Origin of the sequence: Bacteroides salyersiae (assembly GCF_031172035.1) — a bacterium.
In the GTDB taxonomy this organism is placed as follows: Bacteria; Bacteroidota; Bacteroidia; order Bacteroidales; family Bacteroidaceae; genus Bacteroides; species Bacteroides salyersiae.
Map to the genome: position 1 here is coordinate 1,771,861 of NZ_CP133452.1, position 12,908 is coordinate 1,784,768.

Here is a 12,908-nt window from a genome sequence, read left to right on the forward strand (position 1 = left end):
TCGGTTTATTCAAGTGTTATCCGTTTGACACTTATTCTCTCATTCAAAAAAGTAGATGCGGATTCGGTGAATTTTTCTTCTGCTTCTGTCGTATAAAACGTGCATTCTCCGCCTTCTGTGCATTTGACTGCCATTTCCGGATGGCGATAAAGGTAATCTTTCAGGCTTGCAGCAACATATTCGCCTTGAGAAACGACCTTGATATTGCTGGGTACAAACTGCCTTATTTTAGGTAGTAATAACGGATAGTGTGTGCATCCTAATATGATCGCATCGATCAGAGGATCTTTTTCTAACAGAATGTTCGTGTACTTTTTAATAAAATAATCGGCTCCGGGGTCGTTGGCTTCATTGTTTTCTACCAATGACACCCACATCGGGCAAGCTTCTCCACTGACATGAATGTCCGGAAATAATTTATGTATCTCCAGAGGATATGACTCTGATTTGATGGTACCCGCCGTGGCAAATACCCCTACGTGGCGGTTGTGAGTCATGTCGCCTATACATTCTACTGTAGGGCGGATCACTCCGAGCACTCTCCGTTGGGGATCTATATCCGGTAAATCATTCATTTGTATAGTACGCAGCGCTTTTGCCGAAGCTGTGTTGCATGCCAGAATTACCAGATGACATCCCATTTCAAATAATTTATTTACAGCTTGGAGGGTAAATTCATAAACAATCTCAAAGGAACGTGTGCCATAAGGGGCACGGGCGTTGTCTCCCAAATAGATGTAATCATATTGAGGCAGGGCTTCCCTGATTTTACTTAAAATGGTCAGTCCGCCATAACCCGAATCGAATACTCCGATAGGGCCGGGGGCTTGTGAGAGGTTTGGTTTCATGATGATGGAAAAGTTACGAGCTACAAGCTACAAGTTACAAATGGCATTTTAAGTCGAAATTGCCGGTAACTTGTTGCTTGTAGCTCGCTTTGTCTGTTATTTGTTGCTTATAAAAAACTTAAGCTGTCGTTCTTTTATTTAATTCCGAGCTGAGCTTTTACTTTAGTGGTAAGATCGATACTTTGAGCACCGATATAAGGTATTTGCGTACGCGCAAGGTCGAAAACATAGATAACACCTTCTGCTTCACCTACAGCTTTGATCGCATTGTCTAACTTCTGATATACAGGAGCCATTTTCTCTTGCTGTGCTTTTTGCATTCCCTGTTGTGCTTCCTGCTGGAATTGTTCTTGTCTTTCAGCCATATCCTGCAATTCTTTCTGTCTTCTTTCTGCAATGTTTTGCGGTAGAGAATCTTTTGCTATTGCTTGCTGGAATTCCTGATATTTTTTTGTGAATTCTGCTTGAGTCCGTTGAATTTCATCTGTGTAGTTTTTTTCCAAAGCCTGCAATTCCGAAATGGCTTTTGTATATTCGGGCATTGTAGGAATAATATCAGTCGAATTCATGTGACCGAACTTAAGTGTTGATTGTGCAAATACACCCATCGGGAGTACTAACATAATTAATAGTGCAATTTTCTTTAGCATAGTTTTATTATTTATTTTAATGATTACTTTCCGGTTATCGCTTGCAAATGTATGAAATTAATTTGAATATCCTAACTTTGCCAGCACTTCATTACTTATATCAATGCGCGGAGATGCAAAAATGATACTTGCTGCTGATGCTCTGTCTACTACAACAGAGTAACTTTTCTGTTCCGCCAGTTCTTTTACAGCGTTGTATATTTCATCCTGAATAGGCTTCATCAAACTTTCTCTTTTCTTGAAGAGTTCGCCTTCCGGACCGAAATATTTACGTTTCAACTCTGCAGCTTCTTTCTCCTTTGCTACAATCTCTTCTTCTTTCTTGGTCTTTTGTTCTTCAGAAAGAAATACTGTTTCCGATTGATAATTCTTATACAGTGTTTGAGCCTCTTTGGCAAGCGTTTCTACTTCACTTTGCCATTTCTTGGAGGATTGGTTCAACTGTTCGTTAGCACGCTCGTAAGCGGGAATATTCTTTAGGATATATTCCATATCAATCAGAGCAAATTTCTGTGCGCTGGCTGTCAGACTGACAGCAAACAGCATCATGATAAATAGAACAGACTTTCTCATAATGTTTAGTTTTTTAATGAAACAATTAGAATTCTTGACCCAGTACGAAGTGGAAATGACTGCCACCGGCACTGCTGCTACCGAATACTTTATCGAAACCGTAAGCCCAGTCGATACCCATCATACCAATCATCGGAAGGAAGATACGTACACCGACACCGGCAGAACGTTTCAAGTCGAACGGATTGAATTTATTGATATCGTTCCATGCATTACCGGCTTCTAAGAAACCTAACACATAAATGTTAGTACTTGTTTCCAGCATTAACGGATATCTTAATTCGATGCCCAAACGGGTGTATGCATAACCTTCGCTACCGTAAGGTGTCAACGAACTGTTTTCGTATCCACGTAATGCAATACTTTCCGTAGCATAGCTCGAGTATCCCGTCATACCGTCGCCACCTACATCAAATGTTTCGAATGGAGACTTCTTGTATTTATTGTAGTGTCCCAATAAACCGAATTCAACACGACTCATCAGTACCAAAGATTTAGGATGAGTGGTATAGTCCATCAAAGCTGTATAAGTTTTTGCTTTGAATTTCCATTTATGGTACTCAATCCAATTGTATAGCTTGTTTCTATTGTCTTGAGTAATGCTACCATTGGAATTATAGTATCCTTTGTAATCTCTTCCGTCAAACAGAGAATACGGTGGTGTAATCTGTGCCGACAATGAGAATTCGGAGCCTTGGCGCGGGAACAACGGATTGTCTATAGAACTACGGGCCAATGTCAGGTTCAGACTAATGTTGTTGCATTTACCGTCTGTAACAGGGAAATACTGCCAGTCTTTCAATATATAACGTTGGTATGCCAATTCTGCTGAAAGCGTAAAATAGTCATCCGGCCATTTTAGACGTTTACCCCAACCGATTGAAAGTCCCCACATCTGGATCGATTTGTCAGGGTCATAGTAGTTCTCGTAGTTGTTGTAGTTTCCGTAGTTGTACATGCCATATCCGCCATAACCACTATAAATACTGTTGTAATAGTTATTATAATAGCTGTCGTTGTAATAGCGGCTACTGATATCGGTTTGTCTGGAGTAGAAAGCCGAAACTGAGAATGAGTTCGGACGTTTGCCTCCAAACCACGGATCGAAGAATGAGATACTGTATGATTGATAGTATCTTGCATTGGTTTGCCCGCTGACGGTCAATGTCTGGCCGTCACCTTGCGGAAGTATACCGCGATAGTTATCTCCCGGGTGTAGCAGATTGGCCAGTGAGAAGTTGGTAAACTTCAAACTCAATTTACCGATTACACCTGTCTGTCCCCAACCTGCGGAGAATTCAACCTGGTCATTGGCTTTGGATACCAGATTGTAGGCGATATCAACCGTACCGTTCATCGGGTCCGGTTGAATATCCGGTTGGATATTTTCCGGGTCGAAATGTCCCATTTGCTGGATTTCACGCATAGAACGCATGAGGTCGTCACGACTGAACAGTTGCCCGGGACGGGTACGAAGTTCACGGCGAACTACATTTTCATACAAACGGTCGTTACCGTTGATCTTGATTTTATTGATGGTGGCTTGTCTGCCTTCGTAAATTCTCATTTCAAGGTCGATAGAATCTCCATCGATATTGATTTCAACCGGGTCGAGGTTATAGAACAGGTAGCCGTTGTTATAGTATAAGTTACCGATAGCATCCTCATCCGTAGAAAGGCGTTCATTCAATAATTTCTGATTATAGACATCTCCCTTTTTCATGCGGAGAAGGTAATTCAGTTGTTCGGAAGGATATAAAGTGTTACCTACCCATGTTACATTACGAAGATAGTACTTGTCTCCTTCTTCTATTTCGATATATACATTGACGGTCTTTTCATCGTAAGGTGATACACTGTCCACAACGATCACCGCATCACGGTAACCTAATTCATTATACTTATCGATAATCAACTGTTTGTCTTCTTCGTATTTTTCATTGATGAATTTCTTGGTACGGAACAGGTTTTTCAGTTTACCTTTTTCATTTGTTTTCTTCATTACGCGTTTCAGCTTGGACGTTTTGATGGCCTTGTTGCCGACGATCGTAATTTCATGCACTTTTACCTTTTCTTTTTTATCAATATTTACATCGACAATGACTTGGTTTTCATTGGAAACATCGTCTTTTTGTGAGATAATGATTTCTGCATTTTTGAAACCTTTGTCGTCAAAATAACGTTTAATAAGGGTTTTTGCACGATCTACCAAGTTCGGGGTAATCTGGCTGCCTTTTACCAATCCTAAACGTGTTTCCAAATCCTGCCTTTCTGACTTTTTAACACCATGATAACGTATTTCCGAAATACGCGGGCGTTGGGTCAGACTGATTTTTAACCAAATTTTGTTACCTTCTATCTTTTCGGCTGTAATCTGTACATTCGAGAATAGTCCATGACGCCAATAACGCTTGATAGCACTTGTTATTTCATCGCCCGGCACTGAGATCGTTTGTCCTACCGATAATCCGGACAGCCCGATGAGTACATAGTCCTCGTAGTTTTTAACACCTTCGACCTTTATATCGGCTATTTCATATTTTTTGGGTGTTCCTGAATATAAAATAACAGGCTTTGAAGATTCGTCTGTGTTAGCATCTTGTGCCCTGCCTGCCAATACAAACCCAAACAGGCAGATAAACGTTACGAATATGAAGGAAATACGATAATGCATTTATGTTATAATTATAAGTTTTGAGTTAACTGATTTGTTCACTGGTTTTGCCGAAGCGACGTTCCCGTTTCTGATAATCACAGATGGCTTTTCTCAATTCTTCTTCCCTGAAATCGGGCCAGAAAGTGTCACAGAAATAGAGTTCGGAATAAGCACACTGCCATAAAAGATAGTTGCTTAACCGTATCTCACCTCCTGTTCGGATCAACAAATCCGGATTGGGCATAAAATGAGTGGTCAGATGTGATTCTATGCAGTCGCAGGTAATTTCTTCGGGAGTAATTTCTCCTTTTTGTACCCGTATTGCAATTTGTTTGGCTGCTTCTGTTATTTCCCATCGTGAAGAATAGCTGAGTGCTAATACCAGACACATACCGGTGTTGTGCGAAGTGTGTTCTACACAAGTATTCAGGCGTGTCAATACATTCTCCGGCAACTTTTCTATATCACCTATAATACGAAAGCTGATGTTATTCTTCATAAAGGTCTCTTCTTCGATGGAATCGAAAAGAAGACTCATCAACGCTGCCACTTCATCAGACGGACGATTCCAATTTTCTGTAGAGAAAGTATATAATGTCAGATACTTGATGCCCATTCGGGCTGCTTCTTCTGCAATGACATGCACCGTTTCCGCACCGGTCTGATGTCCAAAACTGCGTTCACGTCCGCGCTGTTTGGCCCATCTTCCGTTACCATCCATGATAATTGCTACATGTTGAGGTATCCGGCTAAAATCTATTTGCTCTGTATAGGACATCTTTTTAGTTGTTACATTCTTTACATCTGGAAAAAAGGTCATATGTCACAAAAAAGACGGTATATGAATAACTGTCTTTGTTCTTCCATCCCTGACTTTTAATCCGATACGGATCATTCAATTGCAGTCCTTCTTTATTGGTGACATCTAATTTATCACTTAAGCTGAACCGCATGGTAAACTCGCAACCGATATTGATGCGGTGGGCTATTTTATATTTCACTCCCACCCCTATCGGAAAGTTTACTGTAAATACTCCTTCTGCCGGTGCCGGTGCGAAGGTAAATCCCATTCCCCCTAATATATAAGGAGTAAAACGATGCCCTCCGTTATATCCTATTCCGGTACCGTATGCCAGAAAGTTATATTCAAATTGTGCCCCGAGGTCGAAGAGTGTACGTTTAAAACCAACTTCTCCGTTGTCGGGGTATTTGTTTTTAAAATTTTTCGTGTTGCCGGATATTCTTCCTGCCATTAAATTGGTTTTTATGGACATTCGTGGATTCATGATAAACCTGGCCATAAATCCTCCGGCTACTCCTATATTTTTGAATGGGGTGGTGTAATTGGCATCACCCATGTAAAAACTGCCTCCTAATCCGCCCCCCAATTCCATTCTATATTCTTCGTCATCCTGCGCATGCAGACTGAAAAGCGGTAAAGTGAGCATCCATATACATGATATCAGCGTTCTTTTGATAAATGCCATAATCGTTTTATTACTTGGTTATTCCATTAATAGAACGGCTGATTAACTTTAAAATTGTATATAGGCTACTGTCTGTCAAAGCCTAACCGGTTTAAACGTCCCCGCCAAACTTCATTGGGCTGACTTCGCATTATCCAGATAAAATTATTTTTATCCACTACCATTGAATAATCAGATTCCCAACCTCGGAAACCTCCGGTGGCAGAAGATTCTGAGGCAGCCTGCTCCGGGAACATGAACATACTTTCTACTGCATTCCATACAATGCCGTTTACAGACTTGTAGAAAGTCTTGAAATCTTTTCCGAAAATATAGAATGCATCTCCGTAGTACATGATAGACGGATCTTGTAGCATGGGACAAGTATAGGACGATTCGGTTGAAAGGGCCGCCCATTCCTGGCCTTCCATATATCCCCACGCTATAGTTGCCGTATCGTTTTCCGTCGGCTCAACGATATTACCTACGACCATTATATTAGGTACGCCGATTGCATTGTTGAAAGTCGTTGCCGAGATATTGTTGCGTGGGAAATTTTGAGGGACAATTCCTTCTACTTTCCATTCACTACCATCGGTCGTGAAGAACCTTTCCACATCCTCGGTTTCGTTCTTTTCGTTTGTTTCTTTAAGGGTTTTAATTCCTGTAAGAATATTGCTGATCGGTGCGATAAGTGTGACCACATCTTCGCCGAATGCCGGAGCATCTGTCCAACTTTTACCGTCACTTGAACTATAAACTTTACTGTAACCGTTTACTGTAGCATACAGCATTTCTTTAAAGGTGACTATTGAAGTGAGGTCTGTTGATGGCAATCCACTGATCGGGCTCTCGGCCCAATGCTTTCCATCGGACAATGCGGTGGAGTACACAGCAGTTGCTTCCGGTGAATAAACCAATATGTTATTATCAAAAATGATTGCTTTTTGTTTGCCGGTAATTGCGGGTGCAAAAGGCTGGGCTATCGGACCGTCGCCCCAGTTCAGGGAATCCGGCTGCTGTTGATGTACACGCACAGAGAGGGAGTATTCTTTCTTGTGTTCTAAATCGGGGGCGTATACTCTGAATTTGAAAGGTTTTCCAGATGTTCCGTCCGGAAGTATTTCCATTGTATTGACTAAATTGACAGAATCTTCTATGTTGAAAAGCGAGTCTTTACCGGCAGCGTCTACCGCAACGACATATCCTGCCGTCGAAAGTGTTTTGATTAGGATTCTGTCGATAATGGTATCCGAACCAACTGGCAATGAATCTTGATTGTATATTCTTCCTGAAAGCTGATCTATCGTGAAAGCATAATTCACTCCCAATATATTGTCGAGTTCAAATGCCTGCACTAACGCATTTGGGCTATATTCGATTGGATCGTCGTCGCCAAGGCAGGAACTCATGGCAAATGATACAAATAAGAAACTCACAATTACTGATAAAAACTTAATTCTCATTTTGAACGATTGTGTTTATTTACAAGTTGCAAAAATAGGAACATTTTTTCCGATATTGAACATTGTGGAGAAGTTTTATATAAAATTATAGATAATCACAGGCTTTTTATCGATGGAAACCCCTCTATATAGGGTTGTTTAACCTGCTTTTATTTGTGTAATGTGTTATTTCTACTCCAAAATGTTTTTCAGTGGAATAACTAATTTTATTTCTTATTTCAGGTGCTTTAACACCGGATTGCAGCCTGATTTCGGCTCTCTCAATAAATGCTTCATCCCATAATTCTGCATTGATGAACGACTGAAGCAATTGTGCTCCTCCTTCTACCAGCAGGGATTGTAATCCACGGTGATAAAGTTCTTCCATGATCTGCGGTAATAAGTCTTTTTGGTAATTTAAGGTGATATATTCTATATGCTTTTCTTGGGGGTGTATTAAGGATGTAAAAATAAGTGTTGGAATGTTGTCACTGAGAAGATGTAAAGTGGATGGCAGTGACAGATCTTTGTCCAATGCGATTCGTACCGGATTTTTGCCGTACCAATTTCGTACTGTTAATGACGGATTGTCTAACAACGCCGTTCGGCTTCCTACCATGATGGCGTCTGATTCACTTCTCTTTTTATGTACCAACATTGAGGTCAGTGAGGTAGAGAGCATTACCGGATGTCCCTCCGAGCGGTTGATGTCAATAAAGCCATCTGATGATTCGGCCCATTTTAATATAATGTAAGGACGCCGGAGGGTATTGAATGTGATAAAGCGTCGTATTAAGTCACGGCATTCTTTTTCGAGTACACCTACAATCACTTCTCTTCCTGCATTGCGCAGCTTCTGTATGCCTCGTCCGGCCACTTCTGAAAATGGATCCTGGCAACCGATGACGATACGTGGTATTTGCTTTTCGATAATCAGGTCAGCACAAGGGGGTGTTTTGCCATAATGAGAACAGGGCTCCAAGCTGACGTAGATGGTGGAATGTTTTAATAAGGTTTGATCTTTAACCGAGCGGATGGCATTAACTTCTGCGTGGGCTTGTCCGCAACGGATATGGTATCCTTCGCCGATGATGCGTCCATTGTGCACGATGACGGCTCCTACCATCGGATTAGGGGATACATTGCATAAACCGTTTCGTGCCAGTTCGATGCAACGCTGCATGTATTTTTCTTCTTCCATTTTTCCGTCTTTTATTAATAATATTTGTACTTTTGCACCCCAAAACAGATGAATTTATGAATCGGGTCTCGACTTACATCCGTCAATCGCTGTGTGATATTTATCCTCCTCAGGAACTTAAGAGCCTGACGATGATGATTTGGTGTGATCTGCTTGGCATGGATGCACTCGATATTTATTTGGGCAAAGATATTAATTTATCAGAAAGCAAACTGCATGAACTTGAAAACATTCTGCAACGTTTGCGGAAAAACGAGCCGGTACAATATATTCGTGGGTTTGCAAATTTTCTCAGCCGCCCTTTTTATGTTGCGCCCGGTGTGTTGATTCCACGTCCGGAAACTGAAGAACTGGTAGAGCTTATTATTAGTGAAAATCAGTTTGATACTCCTCGAATCTTAGACATCGGTACCGGAAGCGGATGTATCGCTGTTTCTTTATCTCTTGATATTCTGCATGCTCAGGTTACCGCTTGGGACGTTTCGGATGAAGCGCTCGATATAGCTCGTCGTAATAATGAAGCGTTGAATGCTACTGTGTCCTTTGAGAAAAGAAATGTGTTTGCTGATGTAGAACAGCAAAAAAAGTTTGATATTGTTGTCAGCAATCCACCGTATGTGACAGAGTCCGAGAAAAGGGCAATGGAATCGAATGTACTCGATTGGGAGCCGGGACTGGCTTTGTTTGTGCCGGATAATGATCCGTTGTGTTTTTATCGCCGGATTGCAGCTTTGGGGCGAAAACTTTTAAGCCCGGGTGGAAAGCTCTATTTTGAAATAAATCGTCTGTATGGTGCACAGATCGTTTCTATGTTGGCTGATTTGGGGTATTGTAATCCCCGTGTGATAAAAGATATTTCTGGTAATGATAGAATAGTAACTGCATATAAATGAATACGATAACTGAAGATGAGGCGTTGAATCGTGTTGCCGCCTATTGTTCTGCTGCCGAACATTGCCGGGCAGAAGTGAGTGAGAAATTGCAAAAGTGGGGAATAGCTTACGAAGCGATAGAACGTATTCTTGCCCGGCTTGAAGCAGAAAAGTATATTGATGATGAACGCTACTGCCGTGCATTTATAAATGATAAATATCGCTTTGCCAAATGGGGGAAAATGAAAATAGGACAAGGATTGTATATGAAAAAAATTCCCTCTGATGTAGCGTGGCGTTATCTGAATGAAATCGATCAGGAAGAATATCTTGCTATTCTGCGTGATTTGCTTGCTTCTAAGCGGAAGAGTGTTCGTGGAAAAGATGAATACGAACTCAATGGGAAGTTGATCCGTTTTGCGATGAGTCGCGGCTTTGAAATGAAAGATATTAAGTGTTGTATAGAGGTTTCGGAGGAAGAAGCATGTGCTGATTAAAAAAAATAACGGGAATCTTCTTTCTCGTTTCGTTCTATTTCTGTATTTTTGCAATCTATAATTATCAAGTTAGTTTAGTTATGAAAAACTTAGAGAGATTATTTGCTGAGAAGTTACTGAAGATTAAAGCGATTAAGCTTCAACCGGCTAATCCTTTTACATGGGCTTCCGGATGGAAATCACCGTTTTACTGTGATAACCGTAAAACACTTTCTTATCCGTCTCTTCGTAATTTTGTGAAGATTGAAATTACACGTCTGATATTGGAACGATTCGGACAGGTGGATGCTATTGCAGGCGTTGCTACAGGAGCTATTCCTCAGGGGGCGTTGGTGGCCGATGCATTGAATCTTCCGTTCGTGTATGTTCGTTCTACCCCGAAAGATCATGGATTAGAGAACCTTATCGAAGGAGAGCTCCGACCCGGAATGAAAGTAGTGGTGGTAGAGGATTTGATATCTACCGGTGGTAGTAGTTTGAAAGCTGTAGAAGCGATTCGTCGTGACGGCTGTGAAGTGATCGGTATGGTAGCTGCCTATACGTATGGTTTCCCGGTAGCTGAGAAAGCATTTAAAGATGCTAAAGTACCTTTGGTTACGTTGACAAATTACGAAGCAGTGCTTGACGCAGCACTTCGTACCGGTTATATTGAAGATACGGATGTTGCAACTTTGAACGAATGGCGCAAAGACCCGGCACATTGGGACGCAGCAAAGTAATAAAAGATATTTGACTATATTTAATACGTAGATAAAGAAGAGCCATTCGGGCAGATATTGTTCGGATAGTTCTTTTTTTGTCTTTAATTTATTAAGAATAAAAATAAGATGACTAAATTTGAAAGTCCGGTAAAAGTAATACCTTTCAGTCAGGAACGTGTTTACGGGAAATTGTCGGATCTCAGTAATCTCGAAGCTATAAAAGATCGTTTGCCGGAAGACAAAGTGAAAGATATAAGCTTTGATTCGGACAGTCTTAGTTTCACCGTGTCTCCTGTGGGACAGTTGACGTTGAAGATAGTTGAGCGTGAACCTAATAAGTGCATTAAACTTGAAACGACTAATTCACCTCTTCCATTTAATATGTGGATTCAGCTTGTTGCAACTGGGGATGAAGAATGTAAACTGAAAGTGACTATTGGCATGGAATTGAATCCTTTTATGAAGGCAATGGTTCAGAAACCTCTTCAGGAAGGATTGGAGAAAATGGCGGATATGCTGGCGATGATTCAATATTAACCAAGCGGTAAGTGATCAAATAGTGAGTGATAGAGTAACCTTTATTATTATTTCTGATAGAAATAGTCACAGTATCTATTACTTACTACTGGCTACTAACTACTAACTACTAAATATTATGGCACAGAAACTTTGGGAAAAATCAGTTCAGGTGAATAAAGAGATAGATCGCTTTACTGTCGGTCGTGACCGTGAAATGGATCTTTATCTTGCGAAGCATGATGTAATGGGATCTATGGCCCATATTACTATGCTCCAAAGTATCGGGTTATTGACGGAAGAAGAGCTTTCTCTGCTGTTGGCTGAATTAAAGAATATCTATGCAGAAGCAGAACGGGGAGAGTTTGTGATTGAAGATGGAGTAGAAGATGTGCATTCGCAGGTAGAGTTGATGTTGACCCGTCGATTGGGTGATGTGGGTAAAAAAATACATAGTGGTCGTTCGCGTAATGATCAGGTACTTCTTGATTTGAAGCTGTTCACTCGTACCCAATTGAAAGAGGTGGCTGAGGCGGTAGAACAGTTGTTTCATGTGCTGATTCTTCAAAGTGAACGATATAAGAATGTATTGATGCCCGGATATACTCATTTGCAGATAGCGATGCCCTCATCTTTCGGATTGTGGTTTGGTGCTTATGCCGAAAGTTTGGTGGATGATATGTTCTTTTTGCAGGCTGCCTTCAAGATGTGTAACCGTAATCCGTTAGGGTCAGCTGCCGGTTATGGCTCCTCTTTTCCATTGGACCGTACGATGACGACTCGTTTGCTTGGTTTTGATTCTCTGAATTATAATGTGGTATACGCCCAGATGGGGCGTGGCAAAATGGAGCGTAATGTAGCTTTTGCACTTGCCACTATTGCCGGGACCATTTCTAAACTTGCGTTTGATGCTTGTATGTTCAATAGTCAGAATTTCGGTTTTGTGAAACTGCCTGATGATTGCACTACCGGTTCCAGTATTATGCCGCATAAGAAGAATCCGGATGTTTTTGAGCTGACGCGTGCTAAATGCAACAAATTGCAATCGCTTCCACAGCAGATAATGATGATAGCCAATAATCTGCCATCGGGATATTTTCGTGATTTGCAGATAATAAAAGAGGTATTCTTACCTGCTTTTCAGGAATTGAAAGATTGTCTGCAGATGACGACTTATATTATGAATGAGATAAAAGTAAACGAACATATCTTGGATGATGATAAGTATCTGCTCATTTTTAGTGTAGAAGAGGTGAATCGTCTGGCGCGCGAAGGTATGCCTTTTCGTGATGCTTATAAGAAAGTAGGGCTTGATATTGAGGCCGGAAATTTCTCGCATAGTAAGCAAGTTCATCATACTCATGAGGGGAGTATCGGCAATCTTTGTAATGATGAAATCTCTGCCTTGATGCAAAAGGTGATAGAAGGGTTCAACTTCCGGGGAATGGAGGAAGCGGAGAAAAAAATATTGGAACGTTCATAA

At 41.0% G+C, this 12,908-nt stretch carries 13 protein-coding genes; 5 read left to right on the forward strand and 8 right to left on the reverse strand.

Going from position 1 to position 12,908, the window contains the following annotated elements; translation table 11 throughout:
• Positions 1-5: 5 nt before the first annotated feature.
• From murI to ribD, 8 genes are all read right to left on the reverse strand, one after another.
• A complete protein-coding gene (gene murI, locus RB604_RS06490; RefSeq protein ID WP_055293419.1) occupies positions 6-848 on the reverse strand; it encodes a glutamate racemase in 843 nt (280 codons plus the stop codon).
• A 134-nt stretch (positions 849-982) separates the two neighbouring features.
• Entirely contained in the window at positions 983-1,498 is a 516-nt protein-coding gene (locus tag RB604_RS06495) for an OmpH/Skp family outer membrane protein (RefSeq protein ID WP_005926773.1), read from the reverse strand.
• 57 nt (positions 1,499-1,555) lie between these two features.
• Complete coding sequence (locus RB604_RS06500; RefSeq protein WP_005926770.1) at positions 1,556-2,071, reverse strand: OmpH/Skp family outer membrane protein; 516 nt, start codon at positions 2,069-2,071, stop codon at positions 1,556-1,558.
• A gap of 25 nt (positions 2,072-2,096) precedes the next feature.
• A complete protein-coding gene (locus tag RB604_RS06505) occupies positions 2,097-4,745 on the reverse strand; it encodes a BamA/OMP85 family outer membrane protein (RefSeq protein ID WP_005926767.1) in 2,649 nt (882 codons plus the stop codon).
• A gap of 25 nt (positions 4,746-4,770) precedes the next feature.
• Positions 4,771-5,505 (reverse strand): isoprenyl transferase, encoded by a 735-nt coding sequence (locus RB604_RS06510; RefSeq protein WP_005926764.1) that lies wholly within the window; start codon positions 5,503-5,505, stop codon positions 4,771-4,773.
• 4 nt (positions 5,506-5,509) lie between these two features.
• The gene (gene porG / locus RB604_RS06515; protein ID WP_005926761.1) at positions 5,510-6,214 is read right to left on the reverse strand and encodes a type IX secretion system protein PorG; all 705 of its coding nucleotides are present in this window, start codon (positions 6,212-6,214) and stop codon (positions 5,510-5,512) included.
• Positions 6,215-6,279: 65 nt separating this feature from the next.
• On the reverse strand, positions 6,280-7,659 hold the full coding sequence (gene bamI / locus RB604_RS06520; RefSeq protein ID WP_005926758.1) for a BamI family beta-barrel-assembly machinery protein: 1,380 nt from the start codon (positions 7,657-7,659) through the stop codon (positions 6,280-6,282).
• 124 nt (positions 7,660-7,783) lie between these two features.
• Complete coding sequence (gene ribD / locus RB604_RS06525) at positions 7,784-8,839, reverse strand: bifunctional diaminohydroxyphosphoribosylaminopyrimidine deaminase/5-amino-6-(5-phosphoribosylamino)uracil reductase RibD (protein ID WP_055293421.1); 1,056 nt, start codon at positions 8,837-8,839, stop codon at positions 7,784-7,786.
• A gap of 56 nt (positions 8,840-8,895) precedes the next feature.
• Here ribD and prmC point away from each other — a divergent pair, with 56 nt between their 5' ends.
• The 5 genes from prmC (at position 8,896) to argH (ending at position 12,908) form a co-directional block, all read left to right on the forward strand.
• The gene (gene prmC / locus RB604_RS06530) at positions 8,896-9,732 is read left to right on the forward strand and encodes a peptide chain release factor N(5)-glutamine methyltransferase (RefSeq protein WP_007479015.1); all 837 of its coding nucleotides are present in this window, start codon (positions 8,896-8,898) and stop codon (positions 9,730-9,732) included.
• Complete coding sequence (locus RB604_RS06535) at positions 9,729-10,208, forward strand: regulatory protein RecX (protein ID WP_007479014.1); 480 nt, start codon at positions 9,729-9,731, stop codon at positions 10,206-10,208. The genes prmC and RB604_RS06535 overlap by 4 nt, the downstream gene beginning before the upstream one ends.
• 80 nt (positions 10,209-10,288) lie before the next feature.
• Positions 10,289-10,927: an orotate phosphoribosyltransferase gene (gene pyrE, locus RB604_RS06540; protein ID WP_005926748.1), complete on the forward strand. Its 639-nt coding sequence runs from the start codon at positions 10,289-10,291 to the stop codon at positions 10,925-10,927.
• Between the two features lie 108 nt (positions 10,928-11,035).
• Positions 11,036-11,446, forward strand: coding sequence for an SRPBCC family protein (locus RB604_RS06545; protein ID WP_005926745.1), 411 nt, complete (start codon positions 11,036-11,038; stop codon positions 11,444-11,446).
• Positions 11,447-11,564: 118 nt separating this feature from the next.
• Entirely contained in the window at positions 11,565-12,908 is a 1,344-nt protein-coding gene (gene argH, locus RB604_RS06550; RefSeq protein ID WP_007479013.1) for an argininosuccinate lyase, read from the forward strand.

Coding starts and splice junctions, on each gene's coding strand:
- murI (WP_055293419.1), bottom strand. CDS start 848: ATGAAACCAAACCTCTCACAAGCCCCCGGCCCTATCGGAGTATTCGAT.
- RB604_RS06495 (WP_005926773.1), bottom strand. CDS start 1,498: ATGCTAAAGAAAATTGCACTATTAATTATGTTAGTACTCCCGATGGGT.
- RB604_RS06500 (WP_005926770.1), bottom strand. CDS start 2,071: ATGAGAAAGTCTGTTCTATTTATCATGATGCTGTTTGCTGTCAGTCTG.
- RB604_RS06505 (WP_005926767.1), bottom strand. CDS start 4,745: ATGCATTATCGTATTTCCTTCATATTCGTAACGTTTATCTGCCTGTTT.
- RB604_RS06510 (WP_005926764.1), bottom strand. CDS start 5,505: ATGTCCTATACAGAGCAAATAGATTTTAGCCGGATACCTCAACATGTA.
- porG (WP_005926761.1), bottom strand. CDS start 6,214: ATGGCATTTATCAAAAGAACGCTGATATCATGTATATGGATGCTCACT.
- bamI (WP_005926758.1), bottom strand. CDS start 7,659: ATGAGAATTAAGTTTTTATCAGTAATTGTGAGTTTCTTATTTGTATCA.
- ribD (WP_055293421.1), bottom strand. CDS start 8,839: ATGGAAGAAGAAAAATACATGCAGCGTTGCATCGAACTGGCACGAAAC.
- prmC (WP_007479015.1), top strand. CDS start 8,896: ATGAATCGGGTCTCGACTTACATCCGTCAATCGCTGTGTGATATTTAT.
- RB604_RS06535 (WP_007479014.1), top strand. CDS start 9,729: ATGAATACGATAACTGAAGATGAGGCGTTGAATCGTGTTGCCGCCTAT.
- pyrE (WP_005926748.1), top strand. CDS start 10,289: ATGAAAAACTTAGAGAGATTATTTGCTGAGAAGTTACTGAAGATTAAA.
- RB604_RS06545 (WP_005926745.1), top strand. CDS start 11,036: ATGACTAAATTTGAAAGTCCGGTAAAAGTAATACCTTTCAGTCAGGAA.
- argH (WP_007479013.1), top strand. CDS start 11,565: ATGGCACAGAAACTTTGGGAAAAATCAGTTCAGGTGAATAAAGAGATA.